21 protein-coding genes and 1 tRNA gene are annotated in these 26,375 nt (G+C 32.1%); 13 read left to right on the top strand and 9 right to left on the bottom strand.

Annotated features, from left to right (window positions below; genetic code table 11):
- Position 1: 1 nt before the first annotated feature.
- The 8 genes from JBL43_RS18340 (at position 2) to JBL43_RS18305 (ending at position 10,000) form a co-directional block, all read left to right on the top strand.
- Entirely contained in the window at positions 2 to 1,597 is a 1,596-nt protein-coding gene (locus JBL43_RS18340) for a RagB/SusD family nutrient uptake outer membrane protein (RefSeq protein ID WP_117879761.1), read from the top strand.
- 12 nt (positions 1,598 to 1,609) lie between these two features.
- Positions 1,610 to 2,782 (top strand): hypothetical protein, encoded by a 1,173-nt coding sequence (locus tag JBL43_RS18335; protein ID WP_117879760.1) that lies wholly within the window; start codon positions 1,610 to 1,612, stop codon positions 2,780 to 2,782.
- 21 nt (positions 2,783 to 2,803) lie between these two features.
- Complete coding sequence (locus tag JBL43_RS18330; protein WP_117879759.1) at positions 2,804 to 4,297, top strand: PKD domain-containing protein; 1,494 nt, start codon at positions 2,804 to 2,806, stop codon at positions 4,295 to 4,297.
- Between the two features lie 45 nt (positions 4,298 to 4,342).
- Positions 4,343 to 5,254 carry a polysaccharide lyase family 7 protein gene (locus tag JBL43_RS18325; protein WP_117879758.1) on the top strand — a complete coding sequence of 304 codons (912 nt, stop codon included), beginning with the start codon at positions 4,343 to 4,345 and terminating at the stop codon, positions 5,252 to 5,254.
- Between the two features lie 8 nt (positions 5,255 to 5,262).
- Positions 5,263 to 6,177, top strand: a complete 915-nt coding sequence (locus tag JBL43_RS18320; RefSeq protein ID WP_117880236.1) for a polysaccharide lyase family 7 protein — start codon at positions 5,263 to 5,265, stop codon at positions 6,175 to 6,177.
- A 667-nt stretch (positions 6,178 to 6,844) separates the two neighbouring features.
- On the top strand, positions 6,845 to 7,555 hold the full coding sequence (locus tag JBL43_RS18315; protein WP_117879757.1) for a FadR/GntR family transcriptional regulator: 711 nt from the start codon (positions 6,845 to 6,847) through the stop codon (positions 7,553 to 7,555).
- Positions 7,556 to 7,620: 65 nt separating this feature from the next.
- Positions 7,621 to 9,207, top strand: a complete 1,587-nt coding sequence (locus tag JBL43_RS18310; protein ID WP_233098828.1) for an MFS transporter — start codon at positions 7,621 to 7,623, stop codon at positions 9,205 to 9,207.
- A 28-nt stretch (positions 9,208 to 9,235) separates the two neighbouring features.
- Positions 9,236 to 10,000 (top strand): SDR family NAD(P)-dependent oxidoreductase, encoded by a 765-nt coding sequence (locus JBL43_RS18305; RefSeq protein WP_117879756.1) that lies wholly within the window; start codon positions 9,236 to 9,238, stop codon positions 9,998 to 10,000.
- Between the two features lie 39 nt (positions 10,001 to 10,039).
- Here the strand turns inward: JBL43_RS18305 and JBL43_RS18300 are convergent, their stop codons facing one another.
- A complete protein-coding gene (locus JBL43_RS18300) occupies positions 10,040 to 11,074 on the bottom strand; it encodes a LacI family DNA-binding transcriptional regulator (RefSeq protein WP_117879755.1) in 1,035 nt (344 codons plus the stop codon).
- A 155-nt stretch (positions 11,075 to 11,229) separates the two neighbouring features.
- On the opposite strand from JBL43_RS18300, the gene JBL43_RS18295 reads away from it, so the two are divergent.
- The 4 genes from JBL43_RS18295 (at position 11,230) to JBL43_RS18280 (ending at position 14,767) form a co-directional block, all read left to right on the top strand.
- Positions 11,230 to 12,270 carry a sugar kinase gene (locus JBL43_RS18295; protein ID WP_117879754.1) on the top strand — a complete coding sequence of 347 codons (1,041 nt, stop codon included), beginning with the start codon at positions 11,230 to 11,232 and terminating at the stop codon, positions 12,268 to 12,270.
- A 6-nt stretch (positions 12,271 to 12,276) separates the two neighbouring features.
- Entirely contained in the window at positions 12,277 to 12,726 is a 450-nt protein-coding gene (locus JBL43_RS18290; protein ID WP_117879753.1) for a NanQ anomerase/TabA/YiaL family protein, read from the top strand.
- Between the two features lie 27 nt (positions 12,727 to 12,753).
- A complete protein-coding gene (locus JBL43_RS18285; protein WP_117879752.1) occupies positions 12,754 to 13,971 on the top strand; it encodes a 6-phosphofructokinase in 1,218 nt (405 codons plus the stop codon).
- Positions 13,972 to 14,098: 127 nt separating this feature from the next.
- Positions 14,099 to 14,767 (top strand): bifunctional 4-hydroxy-2-oxoglutarate aldolase/2-dehydro-3-deoxy-phosphogluconate aldolase, encoded by a 669-nt coding sequence (locus JBL43_RS18280; protein ID WP_117879751.1) that lies wholly within the window; start codon positions 14,099 to 14,101, stop codon positions 14,765 to 14,767.
- Positions 14,768 to 14,847: 80 nt separating this feature from the next.
- On the opposite strand, the gene JBL43_RS18275 is transcribed toward JBL43_RS18280, so the two are convergent.
- From JBL43_RS18275 to JBL43_RS18240, 8 genes are all read right to left on the bottom strand, one after another.
- Positions 14,848 to 16,044: a glycoside hydrolase family 88 protein gene (locus JBL43_RS18275; protein WP_117879750.1), complete on the bottom strand. Its 1,197-nt coding sequence runs from the start codon at positions 16,042 to 16,044 to the stop codon at positions 14,848 to 14,850.
- Between the two features lie 165 nt (positions 16,045 to 16,209).
- Positions 16,210 to 17,748: a RagB/SusD family nutrient uptake outer membrane protein gene (locus tag JBL43_RS18270; protein WP_117879749.1), complete on the bottom strand. Its 1,539-nt coding sequence runs from the start codon at positions 17,746 to 17,748 to the stop codon at positions 16,210 to 16,212.
- Positions 17,749 to 17,775: 27 nt separating this feature from the next.
- Entirely contained in the window at positions 17,776 to 20,829 is a 3,054-nt protein-coding gene (locus tag JBL43_RS18265) for a SusC/RagA family TonB-linked outer membrane protein (protein ID WP_232829116.1), read from the bottom strand.
- Between the two features lie 1,204 nt (positions 20,830 to 22,033).
- Positions 22,034 to 22,107, bottom strand: a tRNA-Arg gene (locus JBL43_RS18260).
- A 65-nt stretch (positions 22,108 to 22,172) separates the two neighbouring features.
- Positions 22,173 to 22,412, bottom strand: coding sequence for a putative signal transducing protein (locus JBL43_RS18255; protein ID WP_198842824.1), 240 nt, complete (start codon positions 22,410 to 22,412; stop codon positions 22,173 to 22,175).
- 73 nt (positions 22,413 to 22,485) lie between these two features.
- Positions 22,486 to 22,641, bottom strand: a complete 156-nt coding sequence (locus JBL43_RS18250; protein WP_198842823.1) for an SsrA-binding protein — start codon at positions 22,639 to 22,641, stop codon at positions 22,486 to 22,488.
- A 66-nt stretch (positions 22,642 to 22,707) separates the two neighbouring features.
- Complete coding sequence (locus JBL43_RS18245; RefSeq protein ID WP_198842822.1) at positions 22,708 to 24,789, bottom strand: M56 family metallopeptidase; 2,082 nt, start codon at positions 24,787 to 24,789, stop codon at positions 22,708 to 22,710.
- Positions 24,790 to 24,793: 4 nt separating this feature from the next.
- On the bottom strand, positions 24,794 to 25,156 hold the full coding sequence (locus JBL43_RS18240; RefSeq protein ID WP_198842882.1) for a BlaI/MecI/CopY family transcriptional regulator: 363 nt from the start codon (positions 25,154 to 25,156) through the stop codon (positions 24,794 to 24,796).
- 141 nt (positions 25,157 to 25,297) lie between these two features.
- Here JBL43_RS18240 and JBL43_RS18235 point away from each other — a divergent pair, with 141 nt between their 5' ends.
- Positions 25,298 to 26,251 (top strand): calcium/sodium antiporter, encoded by a 954-nt coding sequence (locus tag JBL43_RS18235; protein ID WP_198842821.1) that lies wholly within the window; start codon positions 25,298 to 25,300, stop codon positions 26,249 to 26,251.
- Positions 26,252 to 26,375: the final 124 nt, after the last annotated feature.

Here is a 26,375-nt window from a genome sequence, read left to right as displayed (position 1 = left end):
TATGAAGAATAGATATAAAAATATAATAGTTTGTTTTTCTTTTGTAGCTTTATTTGCAAGCTGTGAGGAAGAACTAGATCTTAGTAACCCTACAGCTCTTTCAATAGAGGAGTTACTACAAACTGATAACGGATTTGAATTGTTGGCCAATGGAGTTTTAGATGCGTATCAAAAGGTTCCGGCGAACGAATTTCTACTAACAGAATTAAGATCTGATAATGTAAGGGCGAATTCTGAAAATGGAAATTTCCCAGCAATTAATGCTTATAATGTAGATCCAAATAATGGAGATGTAGCCACCTATTATTCGAACAACATGGCGACTATTAAGCATGCAAACACAATTATTGATAATCGTTTTTTAGCTCCAGAAAATCAACAGTATACGGTTGGGGAAGCTTATTTTATGAGAGCTTTATGTCATTTTAATTTGGTGAGAGCTTATCAGAACATTCCTTATATAGATAAAGTTTTAGACATCACAAAGGATGAAGCTTTAGAGTATCCTCAATTACCAGAGGCTAATGTTTACGAGAAAATTATAGCCGATTTTAAAACTTCAATTGCATATTTAAATGGTGTAGATCAAAATAGATATCGTCCGTCTGAAGGAGCCGCTATTTGTTTAGCTGCAAAAGCATATTTAAGTCAGCCGAGTCCTAATTATTCTGAAGCCGAACTTTTATTAGCTTCGGTTGTGGAAAATAATGGTGCTTATAATTATGATTTAATTTATACAGAAAGAAGTAATGCTGAACAGTTTGAATTCAATGCAGACCCTTTGGATAATTCAGTTGATCTTTTAACAGATGCGGAATACTATGCCAATTTAGTTATAGATTATGGTCATGTACTAGGTAATGCAATTTCTGATGGGTACACAGATGGGGTACTTGATGGTTCATGGTCAAATAGTCCGGCTCTTGAAATTAATGATGAAGTCGTTTTTTCAATTGCTTATGATTTGGTAAGTAGTGATAATTATGTTACTAGTGATAGTGGTTTAAACGATCAAGTAGAAACAGATTCAGAATCGCATAGTTTTGCGATGACTTTACAAGGACCATCTAACGGTATTAATATTGCGACACTAGATTTTTTAGAGGTTATGAATCCAGAATTACAACCGGTGAGATTCTATGCTAGTATTGATGCTTTATCTTATAATCCAACAGTTGAAACAAATGATACTTTTAATGCTAAATTCCCAACAGAAGGAGAGATTGGAGATAATGACTGGGTGGTTTTAAGATATGCAGATGTGTTATTATTGTATGCAGAAGCAATTTTAGGAGGTGATGATAGTACTACAGATTCTAGAGCTATCGATGCTTTCAACCAAGTAAGATTAAGAGCAGGTCTTGAAGAGGTGGCAAATTTAACCAAGCAACAATTATTAGATGAGCGAAGAGTTGAATTTGTATACGAAAATCAACGTTTGTATGATTTAATAAGATTTGGTGAAGCTGATGATGTTTTAACAAGATTTTCGCAACAAAACAGTTTGTTTTATACAAATGAAAAGAAATATCTTCCTTTTCCACAAAGAGAAATGGACAATTTACCTAATTTTTATACGCAGAACAGCGGTTACTAAAATCTAATAATTATGAATAAATATTTGTTTAATTTAAAATATATAGTTTTAGGTGCATTGGTATCTTTAACTTCTTGTATCAACGACGATTTAGCTAATATTGGCGATTTGGAAGATATTACAGGTCCAACACCATTTTACAGTGTAACGAACGTTGTGTCTTCAGAATTTGACTGTAATGATGTTGAATTATGGGCTAAATACGATTATAACTTTCAAGCAGGTTCTAATTTAGCTGTAAATGGTACCAATTATGAATGGACTATTACTCCTGCAGAAGGCGTTTCTTTAATTAATAAAGATGTATCTATTTTAGAGCAATCTATTGATGGGGAATTGGCTGCGGTTGTGGCATTAGAAAATGCAATTTCGAAGTTAGAATTTAAAATACCATGTGAAAGTGATCAAGCTAAAGTGGATGCATTAGAGGCTCAAATGGCTGATTTGCAAGTACAGTTAGACGCCGCTGAAGCAGGTCTCTCAGATGAAACACTACAAAATGTATCTGATTTAGAAAATCAAATTGCTGCATTACCACCTGCAACGCTACAAGATCGAGAATTAGTTTTTTCTTTTCCAGGCCCAGGAGAATATTCGGTGGGTTTAACGGTAACTGATAACCTTGGTAAATCAGCTTACACTGAAAAAACAATTACAGTTAATCAAGTAATACCAACAATTCCAGTACCAGAAATAGGAGAGCCTGGTTTTGAGGATGGTACTTTGTTTGATGGGTCAGGAGATGGTAGAGATTCTTGGAGAGCACCTAGTAGTGCTAATTGGGGATCCGTTTTTCAGATTAATACAAAATCTGAAGGCGTTTTACCTGAAGGTACACAAGCTTCGAAATTTCCTGGAGATGGTACAAGAGTTGGTTATCAAGAAATTGAAGTGACGCCTGGGGCAACGTATGTGTTGACTTATTTCAGTGCTCTAAATTTAGATTCTTTTGGAGATGTAACCGTATCTATAGTGAGTACCAATGCTACAACGCTAGCAGAAGCGAAGTTAGAAGCAAATATAATAGCCTCTAGAACAGATAACAATGTAGGAAGAGTAGTTGATGTGTTTAAAAAGCATGCCATAACCTTTGAAGCAGGGGATAATGAATCGGTTATCATTTTATTAACTAACTCAGGTGTTGAGAGTAGATTGGATGCATTTGATATATCAGTGAAACAATAATAAAGTTTAAAATTTAGAATTATGAATTATAAAATATTTAAAAAATTCAATACAAGTGTTTTTGTACTCTTTGTTATGTTTTTAGGTCTTGTGTCATGTTACGATAGTGGCTATGAAGAGTTTGTACCTCCAACAGGAAATGTAAATAATATACAGCCAAATACACTCTTTACAACAAGTACAAAAGCTAGTGATAATTTGTCCATAGTATTCAGAAGTTATTCGACAGATGCAGCTTCGTACCTATGGGATTTTGGAGATGGTAATACTTCAACTGATGCAAATCCAGATTATACCTATGCAAAAGGGGGTTTATATAATGTTAAATTGACCACAACAAGTTCTGATGGTTTGGTAGCTGTAGACTCATCTTCGGTAGCTCCAATTTTTGTTGACTTTAATTTTACCATGATAGATTCTGAAGTGACTTTTGAAAATTTAACCTCTGGTGCTAGTGCATTAGAATGGGCTTTTGGCGATGGAGATACTATTGGCTGGGACGCTGAGGATACAGAAGATGATCCTGATTTTAATCCCGTTCATATATACGCTACAGCTGATACATATCAAGCAACACTAACTGCAACAAATTATTTGGGTGTTAAAGTTTCTGTAATTAAAAATATAGAAGGTTTGGTATTGTCGACAGTTCCTGATTTTACATTTTCTACTACTGATTTAACTGTAGATTTTACGGATGCTTCAATTTTGGCAGTTTCACATAGTTGGGCTTTTGGAGATGGAAATACTTCTACAGAGGTTAATCCTTCACATACGTTTGCAACTAATGGTACTTATGATGTTACCTTAACAACTACAAATGATGCAGGTGTATCTAAAAGTATTACAATACAGGTTCCAGTTGGTGGTGTAGAGGCTACATTTAAGGCTATAGTTCAAAATGGTACTGCCGATGATTTTACGGTCGAAACAAATGATAATGCTGATGCTTGGGATATGACGCCGAATAGTACTGTAAAAAATAATGCTGGTGAAACTGTAGATAGTCCTTATAAAGCAATTTGGTCTAATTCAGATTTAGATGGTTGGCTTAAAGATAATTGTGGTGATGATAGTGAGCAACCGGGCTCTTCAGGTGATGGTAATAAATTTGCAGGTTTAGGAGATCGAGGCGTAAAGTTAAATGAAAAATGTCGTCGTCTCTATCAAGTTGTAGCAGTTGAGGCAGGCGTAGAATATACTTTTACAATTGATTCTCGCTCTGAAGCAGTAGGTATTAATTCTGAAGTATTTATTTTAAATAATGAAATTGCAGGTGAAGATGTTATTAATACAGAAGCTGGTCGAAATGCCAATGCAGATGCTTATTTTGTAATTGATAATGACTTTAATAGTTCTAAAGCTTCAAGTACGAAGGATACATTTACAACGAGTACGTTTACATTTGAGGCAACATCAAATAAAGTTGTAATTTATGTTAGAGCGTTAAATGCTGTTGATGGTAGCAATGAAGTGTTCTTTGATAATATAGATATTATTACTCCGGGATTTTAATAAAAAATTATTAAAATAGATCCAGTAGAATAAATTAATAATAATATGAAAAACCTCCGAATAGGTATAGTAAGCATGATTCTAATAGCATTATTGTCTGTAAACGTAGCTTGTCAAGCACAGAAAAACAATGTTTCAGATTCGGATGTAAAAGTTGAAAAGAAAAAGAAGAAGAAAAAGAAAGTCAGGTTACCAGACATTGATTTAAGTCACTGGAAGGTAACTTTGCCAGTAACTAATGAAAAAGGAAAGCCTTATGAAATAGAGCCACCAGAAATCATTGATTTTGCATCAAATGAGATTGCAAAGCCTTTTATGTATATAGATTCTACTAGAGGGGCAATTGTATTTCATGCTATGCCTACAGCATCAAAAACGGCAAATACTAAATACACTAGGTCTGAGCTTCGAGAGCAAATGGTGCCTGGTGATAATAATACCAATTGGACATTTAAGCAAGGTGCTAATATGAAAGGTAAGCTTTCTATGGAGCAGACCACAAAGGATTCTGACGGTAAGTATCATAGAACCATTATTATGCAAATACATGGGCGTTTAACCAATGAACAGCGTGATTTAATAGGTGAAGATGATAATAACGCTCCCCCTATGTTAAAAATATATTGGGATAAAGGAAAAGTTAGAGTTAAAACTAAAGTGCTTAAAAATTTAAACGCAACTGACGAAGAGATTTTGCATGAAGATGCATGGGGTGATGATGAAGGTTTCAATTTTGATCAAAAAGTAGATTTTAAAAAGTTTACATTGGAGGTTCAAGTGTCAGATGGTAAAATGGTAATCATTTTAAATGGTAATGAATATAAGGTTTACGAAAGTATTCATATGAAACGCTGGGGTATTTTTGAAAACTATTTTAAAGCAGGTAACTACTTTCAATCTAGAGATGAAGGGTCGTTTTCTAAAGTTAGGTATTACGAACTTGAGGTAAGTCATTAAATATGTTCATGTCAAAACAATTTAAAATAGAATATCTTAAAGTAGTAACTGTGATTGTATTGCTTTTTGTAATTGCAGTTGGTTGTCAGCAAAACGACGATCCAATAGAAGAGATAGTTGAAGACGAGGTTATAGTTGTAGTTGAAGAACCAGTAGATGACACCTATGTATTACCAGGAATAGATTTAAATAATTGGAAAGTAACGTTGCCCATTGGCAACCCGACGGAGGTTAAACCACCTGAAATTTTGAATTATGCTACTAATGAAGTTTTAAAACCGTTTTTCTATAATGATTCGGTAAATGGAGCTTTGGTATTTTATACATACCCTGGAGCATCTACAGCCAATTCATCTTATTCTAGAACGGAGTTAAGAGAACAAATGGTACCAGGTAGTAATAATACAAATTGGACCTTCAAACAAGGTGGTAGTATGAAGGGAACTTTGTCTATAGCTGAAATATCAAAAGACGCTGATGGAGATTATCATAGGGTTATAATCATGCAAATTCATGGTAGACTAACAAATACACAACGCGATTTGATTGGCCAAAAAGATAATAATGCACCGCCAATGCTAAAAATTTATTGGACAGATGGTAAAGTTAGGGTGAAAACGAAAATATTGAAAGATTTAAATGCTTCTGATACTGAGTTATTAGAAACAGACGCTTGGGGAGATGATGACGGTTATACATTTGAGGAGAATGTGGGGTTCAAAAAGTTTACCTTAGAAATAAAAGTTACTGAAGGCAAAATGGAAGTAATATTGAATGCTACTGAATCAGTTGTTTATGATGATATTCACATTCAGAAATGGAGTGTTTTTGAAAATTACTTTAAAGCAGGTAATTATTTGGTGACAAAAGATGCAGGTTCTTTTTCTAAAGTCAATTATTACGATTTAACCGTGAGTCATTAGTACTCAAAAATTTATAAATAAAAGTAATAGGTCATAGAATAAGACGAAGGTCTTATTTGGACAAAATTTGATAAGTGGAAAGTAACATGACTAATTGTTATATATAATTATATACAACACCCGAAATCGTAAGCTATGCAGAACTCGGAGTAGTTGAATTTTCAATTAGTCATGTAGTGGAAGTAATTAATTTGTGAAGATTCGTTAAATATTCCACCTTATGCTTTTCATCCTGCTATAATTGATGAATAGATGTTTTAAAGGTTGTAGTCCCTCTTATTATAGAAGATTTGATTGTATAAGAGAGTAAAATTTATATTTTTCTTTTTTAAGACCATAAAATAGCATATATTTGGTTTTCCAAACTGGTTAACCAGTTTGGAAAACCAAAATAACCAATTAATATTAGGTACTTAAAAAAGGAAGTCAATTAAAAAAGAAAGTGACTAATAGTAAAAGAAAAAAGAGTGCAAAAATATCTTTCGCTCTATTTTTCTTCGGATGAATAAAAATTATTAGAGTATTTATTTGAGTTAACAGTGTTTAGATTCAGTCAAGAAATGTTCTTAGCATAGTCAAAACATTAAATAGAAAATTAAATTTAACCTATTACAACGTTTTTTTTATATTTAATGATTGAATGAGGTTAACCAATTAAAAGTTTAAAATGAAGTTAGAAGTTATTACACAAATTGAAAATAAAGAGATACAGAATTCTATTATTTCTAAAATAAGAGATTTTATAAATTTAAAGAACCTAGAGCCAGGGGAAAAATTGCCTTCTGAGCGTATGTTGTCTGAAAAATTTGAAGTTACAAGAAGTAATGTTCGCGAAGCCATACAGAAATTAGAGTTTTATGGTTTGTTAAAATCAATTCCGCAAAGTGGAACATTCGTGGCAAACATTGGTGTAACTGCTATGAATGGAATGATCGATGATATTGTGAGCTTAGAAAAACCAGATTTCAAATCGTTAGTGGAAACGAGAATTTTGTTAGAATTGAAAACGGCAGGATTAGCGGCAACTAGAAGATCAAAGAAGGATTTAGAGCAAATAAAAGAGGCACTGGATGCATACAGTAAGAAAGTTTTAGAAGGTAAAAATGCTGTTCAAGAAGATTTGTTATTTCATTTATCAATTGCTAAAGCGAGTGGTAATAGCACTTTAAATACATTAATGTTAATTATAACACCAGAGATTATTACAAACTTTGCAAAATATCATGTTTGTGATGAAAATCAAGCTCATTTAGCAATTCAAGAACATCTTGATGTTTATAAGGCTATTGAAAGTCAAAACCCGAAATTTGCAAAACAAAAAATGAAAGATCATTTTAAGGCATTGTATCAGTATTGTTACAATGGTAAAGAGGAATAAAAGTGAGGCACATATTGGCCTGATTTTAATATAGATTTACGGAATTCAAACTAAAAAGTACACACATGAAAGTAAAAGGTTTAAGATGGGTAATTATTGGGCTAATATTTTTGGCTACAGTAGTAAACTATATTGATAGAAGTGCACTCGCAATTATGTGGGGAGGGGGTACAGAAGAGAAAGAAACAGTTATTAACCTAGTTAAAGCAGTTGAAGATTCTACTGTAGATCAGGATAGTATTGTTAGTTATTTGAGTAATCAACTTAAAAAAGAATCTTTTGATCAAGATAGTATCGTAAAACATTTAAGTGCACTTACAAAGATTGAAAATAATACTATTGAGCAAAACCTCTTGGCAATTAAAGGTGGAGGAAAGATAGATCAGGATGATGCGGCCAAGCAGCTAGTTGCTGCAATAAAAAATAGTGTCATTACTCAGAAAATAAATGTATTTGAAGTTTTGAGAGTTGAAGAACACTCTATTTCAAGAGATTTAGGTTTGACCAAAAAAGATTATGCTTTTATCTTAAATATCTTTATGGTATTCTATGCTTTAGGGCAACTTTTCTCAGGAAAATTATTTGACAAAGTAGGAACGAGAATAGGTTATGTACTTTCCATTGGTATTTGGGGCTTATCATCATTACTGCATTCTACAGTACGGGGTTTAGGTGGTTTATTATTCTTTCGTAGTACTTTAGGAATTTCTGAGGCAGGTAACTGGCCAGGAGCTGTCAAGAGTAATGCGGAATGGTTTCCTATTAAAGAGCGTGCAATTGCACAAGGTTTGTTTAATGCAGGTGCTTCTATAGGATCTGTAATTGCTCCACTCCTGATTGCTACGTTGTTTGTTGCTTATGGATGGAGAACTACATTTATTGTTGTAGGTTCATTTGGTTTATTATGGATTATTCCATGGTTGTTAATTAATAAAGCAGGCCCGAAAAAACATCCTTGGATTACTAAAGAAGAACAAAAATATATTACTGAAGGACAAAGTTTAGCAGATCAAAATGCAACAGAAGAGACCAAAGGTAAAAGTTTAAAGGAAATTCTTTCTTTTAAAGAGTCTTGGTCAGTAGTTGTTGGTCGTTTCTTTTTAGAACCAATCTGGTGGTTGTTCGTAGGTTGGATGCCTATTTATCTTTTTGACGTATATGGTTTTAATGTTAAAGAAGTAGGTATGTTCTTATGGGTACCTTATGTTGGTGCTGCTATTGGCAGTATTGCAGGAGGATTTGTTTCTGGAAAAATTATTGCGAAAACAAATTCAATAGATAAAGGTAGAAAAACAACAATATTTATTGGTGGTATTATTATGTTATTAGGTTTAATTGCAACTGTGCTTATTGGTGATACTGCTGAAAAATTTGTTGCAATAGTATTCTTTGTTTTATTCGGATTTCAATTTGCAATTAGTAACGTACAAACTCTACCAAGTGATTTTTTTAGCGGTAAATCTGTAGGGTCATTAGCGGGATTGGGAGGAATGATTGGGGTATCTTCGGTTATTATAATGAACTTTTTAGTTCCTATAGTAGTAGAAAAATTTTCTTATACACCAGTGTTTGTTGCAATTGCAGTATTTGTACCACTTGGAGTTGGAGCAATTTATTATTTCGCAAGAAATATTGAATCAGTAGAAAAATAAAAATATTAAAAATTTAAAATTTTATAAAATGAGTAATTTAAACAAAAAAGTTGCTGTAATAACAGGAGCGACAGGTGGAATTGGTTTTCAAGTAGCAAAAAGATTAGGAAAAGATGGCTATATCGTAATTTTAAACGGTATTGAAGATGAGGCAGGAGCTAAATGTGTTGAAGAGTTGACTTCTGCAGGAATTACGGCAGAATATTATGGCTTTGACGTTACTAATGAAGATGAAGTAACTTCAAACATCAACAAAATTGGAGAAAAGTACGGTAGAATTGATGTACTTGTTAATAATGCAGGTGGTTTAGGTGGAAGATCTAGATTTGAAGAAATGACAACTGAGTTTTATAGATTTGTTATGGCTTTAAACCTTGATTCAGTATTTTTTGCTTCAAGAGCAGCTATTCCTTTCCTTAAAAAAGGAGAGAATGCTTCAATAATTAACTATACATCTAATGCGGGTTGGAATGCTGGTGGACCAGGTGCAGGTATTTATGGTACTTCAAAAGCAGGCGTACATGCAATAACTAGAGCATTAGCTAAAGATTTGGCAGAATATGGAATTAGAGTAAATGCAGTATCTCCAGGTACAATTGATACGCCTTTCCATGCTCAAATAAAATCTACTAAGCCAGAAGTTTTTGCAACATGGAAAAATAGTATTTTATTAGGAAGATTAGGTCAGCCAGAAGAAGTAGCATCAGTTGTTTCGTTCTTAGCGAGTGATGATGCCTCTTTTTTAACAGCAGAAACTATCCAAATTGGTGGAGGTCAAGCTTTAGGAATATAACGTAACATTGTTAAATTAGAATTTTAAAAAGCCTTTCTTTTAGTTAAGAAGGGCTTTTTTATTTGAAGAATCTCTAACAATTAATTCTGCATTTAAAATAATTTTGTTTAATGTTTGGTGTACAACTTCGTCTTTGTTGTATTTTAAAAATGCAAGTGCAGCCTGTTTTCCTATTTCTTCACTATGTTGTTTTACACTTGTTATTCTTGGAGTAACCATATCTGTAAAGGGTTCGTTACCAAAACCCACTAAAGCAATTTCTTCTGGTATCTTTATGTTGTTTTCATTTAAAACTTGTAAAGCACCTAAAGCAGCATAGTCTCCGGCAACATAAACGGCATCTGGCCTTTCTTTTAAATTCAGCAATTGCTGCATCATTTCTCTACCGTCTTTAATGGTTAAACCACTTTCGGTAAGTAATTCAGTATCTAAAGGTAAATTGTATTTTTTAAGAGCATCAATATAACCTCTAATTCTATTATTAAAGATTCTTGTACGTTTATATCCACCAATATGAGCAATTCTTTTACAGCCATTATTTACAAGATGTTCAACAATAGAATGGCTACTTTCATAATCATTAATACCAATATAATCAACATTTAAATCATTCTCACCACGATCAAATAATATTAAGGGAATTCCTTTTGATTTTACCTTTTCGTAATAACTTAAATCAACAGTTTCATTTGCCATAGATGCAATAATACCATCAACTTGTGTGAAAAGTAAGGTATCTATATTATCACATTCTTTTTTGTAAGATTCATTAGATTGTGTTATAATAATATTATATCCTTTTTTATTTAATACTTCCTCAATGTTTTGTAGTACTGATGAAAAGAAATTACTGTTTGTTCTGGGAACAATAACGCCAACCAATTTACTTTTACCACTTCTTAATGCACTTGCTAGATGATTGGGTTGATAATTTAGATTTTCAGCAACTTGTTTAACTGCTTTTTTTGTTTTATCACTAATACGAGTATCATCATGTAAAGCTTTAGAAACTGCAGCAGCAGATATATTTAAAACGTTAGCAATATCTTTTATCGTGGTTTTCTTTTTTTTCATTAATATTTTATATATTTGCTTAAACGTTTAAGCAAATGTAATACCTTTTGTTTATATAATCAAAATTTTTAGTCACTGCTAGGGTTTTGATTTTATTTTAAATATTTGGTTAAACGTTTAAGCAAGTTCAAATTATACTAATTAAATTTAAAAAAATGAAAAAAGTTGTAACCTTTGGAGAAATCATGTTAAGATTGGCTCCACACGGATTTTTAAGATTTTCACAAGCAAACTCTTTTGATGTTATTTATGGAGGTGGTGAATCAAACGTAGCTGTTTCCTTAGCTAATTATGGTGTGCCTGTAGATTTTGTTACTCGTTTACCTAAAAATGATATTGGCGAATGTGCCATGATGGAAATGCGTAAAAGAGGTGTGAATTGTGAGAATATTATTTGGGGTGGTGATCGTTTAGGTATTTACTTTTTAGAAACTGGTGCTGTAAATAGAGGAAGTAAAGTGGTTTATGACCGTCAACATTCGGCAATAGCTGAAATTGAGCCTGGTATGATTGATTGGCACAAGGTTTTTGAAGGGTCAGATTGGTTTCATTGGACAGGTATTACGCCAGCAATTTCTCAAGGAGCTGCTGATGCTTGTTTAGAAGCTGTAAAAGTTGCCAGTGAAATGGGACTTACCATTTCAACAGATTTAAATTATCGTCAAAAATTATGGAAATATGGAGGTGATCGTGAGGCGATAATGACAGAATTAACTTCATATTGTGATATTATTTTAGGTAATGAAGAAGATGCTGAAAAACATTTTGGTATTAAACCAGAAGGTCTTGATATTACTACTCAAGGAGAGCATGTAAAAGGTGAAGCATTTTTATCTGTTTGTGATCAAATGTTAAAAAAATTCCCACGTGCTAAAAAGGTAATTACTACCTTAAGAGGTTCTATTTCTGCTTCACACAATACATGGGCTGGTGTTTTATATGATGGCACAACATTGTTTGAATCGCCACAGTATCAAATAACTGATATTGTTGATAGAGTAGGTGGAGGTGATTCATTTATGGGAGGTTTAATTTATGGTTTATTAGAATATAAAGGAGACGATCAAAAAGCATTGAATTTTGCTGTTGCAGCTTCTTGTTTAAAACATACCATAAAAGGAGATGCTAATTTATCAAGTATTGATGAAGTTAAGAAATTAATGGGTGGAGATTCTTCAGGTAGAGTAGCTAGATAACTAATTATGATCATAGATACCCTTAAAAATGCTGATAAATATAGTGGTTTACATCCCTTATTTGCAAAGGCATTTGATTATATCAACCAAAAAGATTTAGTAAATCTTGAAGAAGGAAAATTCGAAATAGCAGAAGGTTTAAAACTCATTGTGAGTAATGGTAATGGAAAAACCAAAGAGACCAGTTTAGAAAAATTTGAGTGTCATGATGCAAATATCGACATCCAAATCTGTGTAAATGGTTTAGAAACTATTGCTTGGAAACCAAGAGAGAAATGTGTAATTCCAAATGGAGAATATAACCCAGAGAAGGATGTACGTTTTTTTAAAGATGAACCTGATATGTCTTTTCAATTGACAAATAATCAGTTTGCAATTTTTTATCCTGAAGATGTTCACGCACCCATGATAGGAAATGGTGAAATAAAAAAGCTGATTTTTAAAGTCAAAATTTAAATCTTTATAGTTTTATGAAATTATAAAATGGAAAAATCAATAGCAATTATTTGTGGTGGTGGTCCGGCTCCTGGTATAAATACGGTAATAAGTACTTTAGCCAAAACGTTTTTAAAAGACGGATATAAGGTTATTGGTGTACATCATGGTTATCAAGGCCTATTGTCTGAAAATCCAGAGGTAAAAGTTTTTGATTTTCATCATGCTGATCGCATTTTTAGTCGTGGTGGTTCTACTTTAATAATGAGTAGATTTAAACCTAAAGACAGCGATTTTAAAGCAGATTTTTTTGAAAAGAATAATGTAAAATTATTGGTTACTATTGGTGGTGATGACACAGCATCTACCGCCAATAGATTAACCAAATATCTTCAAACACAAAATTTAACAGTTGCTCATATTCACGTTCCTAAAACAATAGATAACGATTTACCACTTCCTGATAGAAATCCAACATTTGGGTTTCATACAGCAAAAGATGAAGGGGTTCGGATTGGAAATACGGTTTATGAAGATGCAAGAACAAGTCAAAATTGGTTTGTACTTTCGACAATGGGACGTTCAGCGGGTCATTTGGCTTTTGGTATTGCTTCAGCATGCCATTTTCCAATGATGATTATTCCGGAAATGTTTAATAAAACAACTATTACGTTCGATAAGATAATCAATATGATTATTTCATCAATTGTGAAATCTAAAATAAAGGGAGTTGAATATGGTGTTGCACTGGTTAGTGAAGGTGTTTTTCATTTTATGGATGAAAAAGAAATCATTAACTCAGGAATTAACTTTACCTATGATGCTCATGGACATCCAGAATTGGGTAATGTAAGTAAGTCACATATATTCAATTATCTATTACAAGTTAAACTGAAAGAGATTGGGTTGGAAGTGAAGTCAAGACCTGTTGAACTGGGTTATGAATTACGATGTTGTAATCCTATTGCATTTGATTTAACGCTTTGTTCCTTGTTAGGAATTGGCGTAAAAAAATTATTTGATCAGGGGATAACTGGTTGTATTGTAAGTGCAAATTCTAGAGGAGATATTACACCCTTATTTTTGAAAGATTTTGAAGATGAAAATGGTAAAATTCCTCCAAGGTTGGTCAATATTGATTCTGATATGGCACAACTATTTATTAATAACCTTTTCTATATTCATGAAAGGGATTATAAAAAAGCAAAAAAATATGTATCTAATCCAGAAGCGTATGATTTTAAGAAAATATTAAACTGGAAGTAAAGAACTGTAAAGTATAAATTGCAATAAAAATAAAACATAAAATTACATAAATTAACAATCATCGTCAGTTCGAGAGCCATGCCAGCGGTATGGTGTATCGAGAACAAACGATTAAATATCAAATAAAATGGCACAATTTTCAAGATTAGAAGTAGCTCAAGCGATGAAAGAAACAGGAATGATTCCTTTATTTTTTCATAACGACATTGAATTAAGTAAAAAAGTATTAAAAGCATGTTATGATGGTGGTGCAAGACTGATGGAATTTACATCAAGAGGTGATTTTGCTCATGAAGTTTTTGGTGAATTAACGAAATACGCTATCAAGGAACTTCCTGGAATGATAATGGGTGTGGGGTCAGTAACTGATGCCGGAGCAGCCTCATTGTATATGCAATTAGGAGCTAATTTTATAGTTACTCCAGTTTTAAGAGAGGATATCGCGATTGTGTGTAATAGAAGAAAAGTATTATGGTCACCAGGTTGTGGTACGTTAACTGAAATTACTAGAGCGGAAGAATTAGGTTGTGAGATTGTTAAATTATTCCCTGGCGATATTTACGGTCCTCAATTTGTTAAGGGTGTAAAAGGTCCTCAACCTTGGACAAGTGTTATGCCTACAGGTGGAGTGTCTCCAACGGAAGAGAATTTGTCTGGATGGTTTAATGCAGGTGTAACTTGTGTTGGTATGGGGTCTCAGTTAATTTCAAAGGACATTATAGCAAATAAAGATTATGCAAAATTAGAGAAAGATGTAAAAGCAGCTTTAGCACTTATTAAAAAAATAAGAAAATAGTTTTATTTACCATAGATAGAATATAAAAGACCTCATGAGTTATAAACTTGTGAGGTCTTTATTTTGTTCTAAAGTTCCAATTAAAATTCATTTTTTCGTAAAAGAGCTTCTAAGAAATAATAGTCGGCATAATTTATAGGGACATCCATTTCATCATTTTTTGGGCCGTTTCCAGTGCTGTGATTTAGAATAAATGGTGCCTCAATATCTTTATCTAAAATATAATTAGAAGTCTGTAAATTAGCTAAAATTTTATTCGAAAAATCGAGATAGACCTCATTCTTAGTAAAATTATACATTTCAAATAGGGCCGATGCAAAAATAGTTGCTGCAGAAGCATCTCTAGGAACATTTGGTATATCAGGATGGTTAAAATCCCAATATGGGATACCATCTTCGGGTAAATTAGGATGTTCCATAAAAAACGTTGCTGTAGCTTCTGCCTGTGCCAAATAGGCTGGATCTTTAGTGTATCTATATGCCATAGTAAATCCATAAATTGCCCAACTTTGACCTCTTGCCCAAGATGAGTCATCGTTGAAACCTTGGTGCGTAACTTTCATTTTCACATTGCCATTAATGGTATCATAAACAACTACGTGATTAACACTATTGTCTGCTCTAAATTGATTTTTTAAGGTAGTATTAGCATGTTTTACTGCTATTTTGTGGTATATGCTATCACCAGACATTTTAGTAGCTTCAAATAGCAATTCTAAGTTCATCATATTATCTATGATTACCGGAAACTCCCAAATGTCTTTGTTGAAATCCCATGATCGTAATGCACCAACGTTTTTATTGAAGCGTGTTGCTAGTGTTTTAGCACTTGTAATGAGAATATCTTTGTAATGCTCATTGTTGGTTACTTCATATCCTTCACCAAAGCTGCAATACATTTTAAACCCCATATCATGGGTCCCTGCATTCATTTTTTGGTCTTCCATATAGGTAGTCCATTCACTGGCTTTTTCTTTAAAGACATTTTGATTTGTTAATTTATAAAGTTGCCATAAGTTTCCAGGATAAAATCCACTCGTCCAATCATTAGATTTCACTAGTCTAACTTCTTTGGAAGTAGTATCCATGCTTCTAGGAAATGCATCGTCTTTAACAGGATAGTTTACTATTTTTTGATAACGTAGGGTTAATAATGAGTCTGTAGTTATCTGTTCATTATTTTTCTCTTTTGTGGGATTTTTACAAGAGGTAAATAGTAAGGTTGTACAGATCAATAATTTTATAATTATTAAAAATTTAGCTTTCTTTAGGGGCATGTTCATATATTAATTGATTTGTAAATTATTAGATTAAAGAGCTGATTTCTGTAGAAATTTCAAATAAATGTAACTAAATTTTAGGCAATAAAAAAAGGCGTATTACTTTTTCAAGTAAATACGCCTTTAATTCAACTAACTCAAATAATATATTTTATTCTAATCTTAGTACCCTGGATTCTGAGTTAAATTAGGATTTCTCTCTAACTCATCTTCAGGTAAGGGTAATAAATAATCATCTGCAGAAAAATCTGGTTTGGCTCCTTCTAAACCAGAAGCATCAAATACATTGTATGGTGCCCCTCCCATTTTTCTTCTAGCAATATCATACCATCTTATGCCTTCAAAAGCAAACTCTAATTTACGTTCTTCTAACACATCGGCAACAGTAACAGTTCCTGTAAGGTCTGCTGGCGTTGCACTAGGAGCAAAAGTGTACTCTGAATCTGCACCAGTTTTAGTTGCACCACCCATTCTTGCTCTTTCTCTTACTTTATTGATATAGGTAAGTGCAGAGGCATTATCTCCTAATTCTACTGCCGCTTCTGCCGCAATCAACAACACTTCTGCATAACGAATCATAGAATAATTATGACTTGTTGCTCTTGCATTTGCACGAGCAAAAAGACCAGGATAACGTGCGTATTTTCCAACATATGGATTGTTTTTTGCAAACTGATGTCCACTAACGTCAAATTGAGTATAAGGTACAATTGTACCATTTATAGAAGCTTCATCATCCATACTTACTGCTCTTCTGTAATCGCCCGCATCCCATGTAGTGTAAACCTCTAGTGTAGGAACTGCAACAGACCATCCACCACCTAAATTTCTATCATCACCTCTTATACCTGCCATTGGAGCAATTTGATCGTAAGCATTATCAGGAGCTTCAAAATTATTATAATCCAATGCAAATATTGGTTCTTTCGAACCATCGATTACTTCTGCATTAAATAAATTTTGAAAATTTGAATCTAATGCTAAGTCATATGTACCTGCATTGTCAATAACTTCTTTAGCTTCGTCATAAGCTTTTTGCCAATTTTCCATTGTTAAATACACTAAAGCTAAATAAGCACTTGCAGCTGCTTTAGAAGGTGTGGCTCTTGATGTTTGTGTATTTGGTAACCATGTTTTCGCATACTCTAAATCTGCAATAATATTCGCATAAACTTCAGCTTTAGGTGTTCTGCTTATAGAAGTAGCTGCGTCTACATCTGTAATTGGTGCATCAATGTAAGGAACGTCTCCAAATAATCTAACCAAATGAAAATAATAAAATGCCCTTGAAAAATAAGCTTGTGCAGTTATCGGGTTTTTAATATCATCAGCTACATCAACATCTTCTGCTCCTGCAATGGCTTGATTAGCGGCGGCAATTCCTTCATAAGTTTTTGGCCAAAATTCACTAATCATTCCATTACTACCTAAAGTAGTGAACTCATTCATCTCAACTCTTCTTGTTTCGTTAGAAGCAAGACTTACCATATCAGATCTTAACATTAAAGCTATAGAGAGTTTTCTTCCCCAAAATTTTTCATTAATAGCATGTGTTAAAGAACCATCTACGGCTGTTTGTATGTTCGTTGTGTTTTTAAAGAAACCATCTGGAGCTAATAACCCTATAGGCTCTTCTTCTAAGTCTGAGCAACTTATTATTGATAGACCTATCAATAAGAATAAATATTTATATGTTTTCATATTATATATTGTTTTTTTGAGTTATAATTAAAATTTAATATTAAGACTAAAATTAAAAGACTTAACTGTTGGATAATTCCCAAAATCAAACCCTTGAGCTGTATTCTGCGATGTGTTGTTATTTCCACCTCTACCAAAGTAGCTCACTTCTGGATCTAAGCCTGAATAATTTGTGAAAGTCAATAAGTTTTGTGCACTAAAAGACAATCTTATATTTTCCATTCCTAATTTTTCTATAACATCTGAAGGTAGATTATAACCAACTGCTATATTTTTTAATCTAACATAACTTCCGTCCTCAACAAAACGAGAAGAAATTTCTCTATTACTATTGTTTCCAACGCGAGGAGTGTTAGTGTCAGTATTAGAAGATGTCCAAGCACTATTAAAATAGTCTCTAGTAGTATTTGCATCTCCGTTAGTCAACTGTACATTAGTCATATTGAAAATATCTCCACCTTGTGAACCTTGAAAAAAGATACTCATGTCAAAATTCTTGTAAGTAAAGTTATTCGTGATACCAAAAGTGTAATCTGCATTAGGGTTACCTATAGTTGTTCTATCAGCTTCAGTAATATCACCACTACTATCTTGATCTACGAACAATGGGTCACCTGCTACACCACCTGATAAAGTTGCAGTACCTGTTGGTGCTGATCCGCCTTGAAAAACACCAGCGTAGTCATAGCCCCAGAAAAGTCCAACTTCTTCACCAACTCTTAAAACATAACTTCTATCATGACTAAAGTAGCTTGGAGCAGCATTGTAAAATAAATCTGCATTGTTAACTAATTGTACCACTTCGTTTTTATTAGTTGCCCAATTGAAATCTGTAGTCCATCTAAAATTATCAGTAGATATATTTCTAGTACTTAAAGCAATTTCAAATCCTTTATTATTAATCTCACCTACATTCGCTAAAATGTCATCTCCTGTATATCCTAAATATTCAGTTATACTATTGTCAGTTAAAATTAAATCTTTAGTATCAATATTATAATAATCTAACGAAAGTGTAAATCTATTATTTAAGAAACCTAAGTCTACACCGATATTTGTTTGGTAAGAAGATTCCCATTTTAAATCTGGGTTTTCAGGTTGTTCTGGTGTAATTGCACTGACGGTTTCTCCATTGCTAGAAGCATATAGTGTTTCAAATCTAGCTAAAGATTCGTAAGCACCAATAGATGGGTTACCAGTTACACCATAACTAGCTCTTAATTTTAAGTTAGATATAGTTTCACTATCTTTTAGAAAACTTTCATTCGACATTTTCCAACCAATAGCTGCTGAAGGAAAAATTGCGTATTTTTCATTTGCTGCAAAATTAGAAGCTCCATCTCGTCTTACAGTAGCCGTTAGTAAATATTTATCATCATAATCGTAGTTAACCCTACCGAATTGAGATTGAATTTCTACTGTTGAAATTGAAGAATCAGGCTGTAATACATTTGTAGCAGAGCCTAGACCGTAATAAGAAAAAGCATCTGTAATAAAGCCTGTTGCTTCTGAATAAAAATTTTCTGAAACAGTTTTTTGATAAGAGTAACCAGCTAATAAAGTTAAATTTCCTTTTCCCAACTCTGTATTATAGGTTAAGTAGTTTTCGCTCAAAACACTAGTTTTTTTATCAGTTTCAACTATAGCTCTTCCTCCGTCTCCACCTGCAGTCTGCGTCAATACTTTTGGTAAGTAAATTCCATTAGTAGAATTATCAGTACTAAAGCCAAATGTAGTCTTAAAAGTAAGATTTTCTATAATATCATAATTTGCATAAAAATTCGCTCTAAAGTTATCAGCTTTAGTTTCGTCTATTCTTTCTTTAGCAATTGCATATGGATTATCAACTGGATCTCCTACAGTATTACCGAAATTATAACTACCATCATCATTATATACTGGTTGGTCTGGTGCATATCTCATTGCTAATGTAATGATGTCATCTCCACCCGCAGAAACAGAACCGTCTGATTTAGTAGAGGCACCATTTTTAGTTGATCTATTTCCTGAAAGGTTCATACCTAATTTTAACTTATCTGTAACTTGTGCATCAATATTTGACAAGAATGATAGTTTGATATAATCAGAATTTATAATAATCCCATCTTGTTTAAAATAATTGGTAGAAGCATAAAAATTAATTTTATCACTACCACCTGAAAAAGAAAGTTGGTGATTCTGAGTACTACCTGTAGAATAAATTAAGTCTTGCCAGTCAGTATCAGCAGTACCTTGTGGGTAACTTGAAGAAACACCATTGTTAGCTCTAACCTGGTTTTGATAATCAGTAAATTCATTTGCATTAAGTAAATCCAATCTGTTAGAAACATTTTGAACTGCATAAGAAGTGTTAAGCTCAACGTTTAATCTACCACTTTTACCTTTTTTAGTAGTTACTAAAACCACACCATTTGAACCTCTAGAACCATATATGGCTGTTGCAGACGCATCTTTCAACACTTCCATAGATTCAATGTCGTTCGCTTGTGGCATACTTGCACCTACAAAACCATCTACAACAATTAGAGGTGAGCTACTTGCATTAATAGAAGTATTTCCTCTAATTTTTATGTTGATAGGAGCTCCAGGTTCACCACCATTATTAGATTGCACAACAACACCGGCTGCACGTCCTTGAAGTGCTTGTTCTGCACTAGCTACGGGAAATGCAGTTAATTCTTCAGACTTAACTGAAGATACAGCTCCAGTAATATCACTCTTTTTTCGAGTTCCATATCCAACCACAACAACTTCATCCAGCTCATTATTGTCAGCTTGAAGAATTACATTAATTTCAGATTGTGAACCCACTGGCACTTCTTGGGTTACAAAACCGATGAAGCTATAGATAAGTACTGCATCGTTACCAGATACATCGATTGAATATAAACCATCAAAATCTGTTGAGGCTCCTGTAGTACTTCCTTTTACGGAAATATTAACTCCCGGTAATGGCATTCCGTCATCAGCAGCGGTTACCTTTCCAGTAACGCTTTTTTGTTGGGCGTTGGCCATAGCTGCTGTAAAAAGCAGGAAAGTCAAAAGGTAAGCCCTCACTAATTTTACTTTGTTTTTCATCATAATTATTTAACTTAAGTTAGTATTTGATAATTTTAAATATTGCATTTATGGTAAAGTATCTTTTAGTTTGAAGTTTGCTCCAAATCAAAATAATATTGTGGCTTTACTTTAGGTATACATCAACCTTTTAAATAGATTAATTTTTAGTAATGGTATTTAAATTTCAAAGAAAAATTTGGTTCTCCAAATTGGTTCTCCAAATTGGTTTACCAGATTGGTTTGCCAAATATATTCTTTTTAATTAGTAATACAAAATAATTTCAATATTTATTTAGAATACAAATTAAAAAAGAGTAGCCGTGGTGAAAAATTAAAAATTGGGTAGCAAATTATGCTAACTTATTTTATATATAATATGTATGAGCTTAAAAATTAAGGAATAAGAACGAAATGCAAATCGATAGTATCTTATTCGATTAAAAGGAATTACCCATAAACTTGTAATTTTATTAAAAGAAATTATAAAGACTTTTACAATAGGTGTATTTAATTGGTGGGATTTTAGTATTAAAATATAGTTTGTAAAAAAAAGGTAGACAATGTAAATATAGGAAGAGAAAGGTAAAAGGATATTATTGTTATTTTGTTTTTGTGCTTAATCTAACCTTAATAGAATTAATACATGATCTTGAATAAACGCTCTTTTACAAATGTAAAACCACAGCCTGTCGCCCTAGTTCTTATTTTAATTGAAATTTCGAACGGGTTCGATTTTTTTATAAAAAAGAACCAGGTTCTTTGGAACTTGATTTTAGGTTTAGGGTAACCTAACTTCAATAGGATTGCCAAGGCAACCTAACAAAGCTCTGCTCTTAAAATAACAATGCTACAAAATCAAAAAAGCAAGCTTAATGATTTTGCTTGCTTTTCCATTTATTAGTGATTTCGATAGGTTTTTTTTCATGACCCTAAATAAACGCTCTTTTGTAAATTCAAAACAACAGGCTATCGTTCTAGTTTTTTTATATTAAAAATGCGAGCGGGTTCCATTTTTCTATAAAAAAAGAACCACGCCTTTCGAGACGTTGTTTTGTGCTTAAAGTGACCTTAATAGGATTGTATAGCCAGAATAAACTCTCTTTTGCAAATACAAAACCACGGGCTGTCGCCCTAATTTTTTATTTTATTCCTAAATTTCGAGCGAGCTCGATTTCTACACAAAATAAAAAATCACGCCCTTTGGGACGTGATTTTGTTTGTGATGTGACCTCGATAGGATTCAAACCTATAATCTCTTGAGCCGTAATCAAGTGCATTATTCAGTTATGCTACGAGGCCAATTATTTATTTGGAGTGCAAATATATTCCTTTTTTAAGTAAATAAAAGAATAAGTGTAATTAATTTATATTCCCATTTCTTTTTTGAAACTTTCAAGAATGGGTTTCGCCTTATCAAAATCTTCTTGATAGATAAATAATTGTACTTGAGATGGTGATCCTCCATAGAAACCAGAACGTAATCCTGATTCAAAATTGTTTTTTACCAATGTTGGAATTTCCTTGTCATCCAAGTCTAATTGTAAACGTTGAATTTCAATTAAAGAGCCTGTAAAAAATTTAATATGTTTAGAAGTATCGTCCATGATGAATTGTTTTATATAAAGATACAAAAGTTTACTTTAAGAAAGCTCTTCAAAATCTAAATTGTAACGATTTCTATGAACCTAAACTGTTTTTGGTGATATAATATCGCCAACCAATGAGAGCTAATTGCATTTTACTTGCTTTGCTTAGGTAAACCTCTTTTTTTGATAAACTTGGTAATAGCGATTTGTTCAATTTTGCTACTATTTTGAAAATATGTTTTTTCATAATTCAAAATTAGACAAAAAAAGCTCTCTTAAATAAGAGAGCTTCATAATTAAGAAGTAATTTGGGTTATTCCTTTTTTAAAGTAATTTCAATAACTCCATTTTTACCTTTATCGCCGTATTTTTTAATAGCCTTTTTACCTTTTAAAACATTCATACTTTTGATATTATCAGAGGCTATTTTTTTCATTTCTTTTTTAGAAATCTCCTTGCCATCCAATATAATTAAGGGGTCTTTACCTTGAAAAGATATTGTACTATTATTGTTTGATTTGGTATTTATTTCCACAACTCCATTTTTACCTTTTTCTCCATATTTAGTAATGGCACTTTCATTTTTAAGAACATTCATACTTTCGATGTCATCTGGTAAAATAAGCTCTATTGCTTCTTTTGTAGTTTCTTTACCATTTATAATATATAAAGCTTTATTGATCAATTCATCCGTACTTGATTTATAACTTATTTTCTTGGTCGTAACTATTATTACCCCGTTTTTTCCTTTATTACCGTAAGCTAAAGTCCCACTATCTTTAATAATTGAAATTGAATTAATGCTGTTTTTATCTAAATATTCAAAGATCGATTTTGTACTTTCTTTATTATCTATGATATACAATGCATCTTCATAGGTATTAAACATTGAATTGCTGTAGGGTTTGTCTGCAATGATAATATCATTTGTGCTAATCGCCGATACTTTCCACTTACTTAGACTATCAGTTTTTTTCTCATTACTATTCTCAGAATTGATTTTCCATTCACTTTTGCTATTGGATTTTTCATTTGATTTGTTAATTTTCTTAATTGAAATTTCAACAACACCATTTTTACCTTTTTCTCCATATTTATCTATGGCACTTTTATCTTTTAAAACATTTACACTCTTAATTTCATCTGGATTAATCAATTCGGATACTTCTTTTGAGCTTTTTTTACCATTAACAATATACAAAGGTTCTGCTTCATTATTACTTTGAGCATAGCCAACAACTGATGTTGTTTTTAAACTGTTTACTGCTCTAATTGATTTTTCTTTTGTTTTTGGACTGTACAATACTTCAAATGGTTTTATAGGACCATTGTTATTCTCGGCCCATGTAATTTTGCCTATTTCGTCCTTTAGAGTGATGTCAATTTTAATTATTTCATCATTTGTATTACGCTTTGTTTTATATGAGAATTCCACATCTCTTTTCTTAAAATCATTTTTTATAGCTTTAAGTTTTAAGTCCGTTGTGTTCTTATCGATTGTTATGCCTGCAGAAACTGTCCATTGAGATTGTTTTTTGTCTTTTTCTTGAGCAATAGTTTTTGTATTAAAAGCAAATAGAAATGTTGCTAATATTGGTAGAACTAATGCATATTTTAAATAATTTATTTTTTTCGATTTTGATTTGTTTAACATAACGATACGTTTTTTAATTAATGAGTTGTAAAAATTATTAGTAATAGCTTCGTAATGATACGTATTACTTGCTTTAAGTAAAGTAAATTGATATTGTTTTAAATTGAATGATTGTTCACTTGCTGATACATCTGCCAAAAATTCTAAGTTTTGTTGAGCTCCTCTTTTGTAAAGCCATGCAAAAGGGTTAAACCAAAAGACAATTTGTAAAATATAAATAAGTAAAGTATCAATAGAGTGCCATTGCTTTACATGTGTTTTTTCGTGCGTAATGATTTGCTTTAGTTCATTTTGAGTGAATTGGCTTTTGTTGTAAATTATATATTTAAAAAATGAAAATGGTGAGATATCCTTCTCAGTTTCAATTAATTTATAGTTGCCTTTATTAATTATTTTATGCCTTGAAATTAGTTTACTTAAAGAAAATAATTGCATCATAAATTTAGCAGTAAAAAAGACAACGCCAACTAGGTAAATAATTGTCATTATTTGCAACCAATCAAATGATTGCTCAATAGGTGTTTGCATTGTTGTTGAGCCTTCAATTATAACATAGTTAATATTCGAAACTGTTTTTTCAATATAGATGGGGATTTCAATAAATGGAATGTAAAGTATAAATAGTAATCCCACCAAAAAATAGGTTCTTATCGAATTAAAAAAGGTTTCATTCCTTAGAAATAAGTAATAAAAAACAATCCATAAAATAACGAGTCCATTTGCCTTTAAAAAGTAGTCCATAATGTTAGTCTTTTTTGGATTCAATAATTTTTATGATTTCTCGCAATTCATCAGCACTAATTTTTTCTTCATTCGCAAAAAAGGAGACTACATTTTTATAAGAATTACCAAAATAATTATCAATAGCATTAGAAAAATAACCTTTTCTATAGTCTTCTTTTGATATTTTTGGATAATACCTGTGTGTATTACCAAAAGCCTCATGTGCTATAAAGCCTTTTTCTTCCATTTTTCGTATTACCGTAGAAACGGTATTGTAATGGGGTTTGGGTTCAGGCATCTCAACTACAAGTTCTTTGACAAAAGCCTTTTTCAGCTTCCATAAAATTTGCATTAATTCTTCTTCTTTGGTGGTAAGTTTTTCCATTTCATGTAATATTTCTACAAACATAAACTATTATTTTAGTTATATAACTATAAAAGTAGTTATTTAAGAAATATTTAATCACGCATACATTATGCAACTTAAATTATCAAATCATATAGTATATTTGCGGAAACGATATCGATGAGTATATTTTATTTAATAGCAGGGTTAATTTTATTAGTAATTGGTGGTGAGTTTTTGGTCAGATCTTCAGTAGGCCTATCATTTAAATTGAAGCTCTCCAAACTAGTTATTGGTATGACGGTTGTTTCGTTTGCTACATCCGCTCCAGAATTATTGGTGAGTTTACAAGCTGCCTTAGACGGTCATCCAGATCTGTCTTTGAGTAATGTGGTCGGTTCTAATATTGCTAATATAGCTTTGGTTTTGGGTATAACTGCAATTATTTCTCCTTTAACTGTCGATAAAGATTTTTATAAAATGAATTGGCCAATGATGGTTATTACATCATTAGCACTTTATTTTTTTCTAATAAATGATAGTGTTTTAACCCAGATTGAAGGTGGAATTTTATTCGTTTCCTTAATAGTTTTTATTTATTTCATGATTAAAATATCAAGAAAAGATAATAAAAATATAGCTGTTGAAGAAGTTGACGAATCACTTAGTGAAACATCAGGATTCAAAATAGCGGTATGGTTACTCATTGGAGGTGCCGCATTGTACTTTGGCTCTGAACTTTTAGTGAAAGGAGCTGTTGATATTGCAACAAAGTTAGGCGTAAGTGAACGCGTAATAGGAGTTAGTATGGTCGCTTTGGGTACAAGTGTTCCTGAATTAGCAGCTTCAGTAATAGCAGCACTTCGTAAAGAAAAAGCAATTTCTATAGGAAATTTAATAGGTTCTAACATTTTTAATATAGCATCGGTGTTGGGCTTAACAGCAATAATTACACCAATACATGTGAATGATACAGCACTTTTATCGAATGATATTATTTGGATGTTGGCGATAGCTATATTGTTATTACCATTAGTATTTATACCTAAGAAATTGGAAATTTCTAGATATAAAGGGTTGATACTTTTAGTAGCATATCTAACTTTTATTTATTTTTCATTTGCTGCGTCCTAAAATTAATTTCGATTTGGGTGTAATGTTATCTAAGAATAAAAAAATTTTGTCTAGTCCTAAATAACCGATACAGATTATTAAAGGATTAAATTTATAACTTAAAGCTTAACGATACTAATATCGT

The sequence above is a fragment of the Aureibaculum flavum genome, from assembly GCF_016406085.1.
In the GTDB taxonomy this organism is placed as follows: Bacteria; Bacteroidota; Bacteroidia; order Flavobacteriales; family Flavobacteriaceae; genus Aureibaculum; species Aureibaculum flavum.
This window is presented reverse-complemented; position numbering and strand designations above follow the sequence as displayed.

Bases quoted from the DNA above. Each gene is read 5' to 3' on its own strand.
- JBL43_RS18340 (WP_117879761.1), top strand. From the start codon at position 2: ATGAAGAATAGATATAAAAATATAATAGTTTGTTTTTCTTTTGTAGCT.
- JBL43_RS18335 (WP_117879760.1), top strand. From the start codon at position 1,610: ATGAATAAATATTTGTTTAATTTAAAATATATAGTTTTAGGTGCATTG.
- JBL43_RS18330 (WP_117879759.1), top strand. From the start codon at position 2,804: ATGAATTATAAAATATTTAAAAAATTCAATACAAGTGTTTTTGTACTC.
- JBL43_RS18325 (WP_117879758.1), top strand. From the start codon at position 4,343: ATGAAAAACCTCCGAATAGGTATAGTAAGCATGATTCTAATAGCATTA.
- JBL43_RS18320 (WP_117880236.1), top strand. From the start codon at position 5,263: ATGTCAAAACAATTTAAAATAGAATATCTTAAAGTAGTAACTGTGATT.
- JBL43_RS18315 (WP_117879757.1), top strand. From the start codon at position 6,845: ATGAAGTTAGAAGTTATTACACAAATTGAAAATAAAGAGATACAGAAT.
- JBL43_RS18310 (WP_233098828.1), top strand. From the start codon at position 7,621: ATGAAAGTAAAAGGTTTAAGATGGGTAATTATTGGGCTAATATTTTTG.
- JBL43_RS18305 (WP_117879756.1), top strand. From the start codon at position 9,236: ATGAGTAATTTAAACAAAAAAGTTGCTGTAATAACAGGAGCGACAGGT.
- JBL43_RS18300 (WP_117879755.1), bottom strand. From the start codon at position 11,074: ATGAAAAAAAAGAAAACCACGATAAAAGATATTGCTAACGTTTTAAAT.
- JBL43_RS18295 (WP_117879754.1), top strand. From the start codon at position 11,230: ATGAAAAAAGTTGTAACCTTTGGAGAAATCATGTTAAGATTGGCTCCA.
- JBL43_RS18290 (WP_117879753.1), top strand. From the start codon at position 12,277: ATGATCATAGATACCCTTAAAAATGCTGATAAATATAGTGGTTTACAT.
- JBL43_RS18285 (WP_117879752.1), top strand. From the start codon at position 12,754: ATGGAAAAATCAATAGCAATTATTTGTGGTGGTGGTCCGGCTCCTGGT.
- JBL43_RS18280 (WP_117879751.1), top strand. From the start codon at position 14,099: ATGGCACAATTTTCAAGATTAGAAGTAGCTCAAGCGATGAAAGAAACA.
- JBL43_RS18275 (WP_117879750.1), bottom strand. From the start codon at position 16,044: ATGCCCCTAAAGAAAGCTAAATTTTTAATAATTATAAAATTATTGATC.
- JBL43_RS18270 (WP_117879749.1), bottom strand. From the start codon at position 17,748: ATGAAAACATATAAATATTTATTCTTATTGATAGGTCTATCAATAATA.
- JBL43_RS18265 (WP_232829116.1), bottom strand. From the start codon at position 20,829: ATGATGAAAAACAAAGTAAAATTAGTGAGGGCTTACCTTTTGACTTTC.
- JBL43_RS18255 (WP_198842824.1), bottom strand. From the start codon at position 22,412: ATGGACGATACTTCTAAACATATTAAATTTTTTACAGGCTCTTTAATT.
- JBL43_RS18250 (WP_198842823.1), bottom strand. From the start codon at position 22,641: ATGAAAAAACATATTTTCAAAATAGTAGCAAAATTGAACAAATCGCTA.
- JBL43_RS18245 (WP_198842822.1), bottom strand. From the start codon at position 24,789: ATGGACTACTTTTTAAAGGCAAATGGACTCGTTATTTTATGGATTGTT.
- JBL43_RS18240 (WP_198842882.1), bottom strand. From the start codon at position 25,156: ATGGAAAAACTTACCACCAAAGAAGAAGAATTAATGCAAATTTTATGG.
- JBL43_RS18235 (WP_198842821.1), top strand. From the start codon at position 25,298: ATGAGTATATTTTATTTAATAGCAGGGTTAATTTTATTAGTAATTGGT.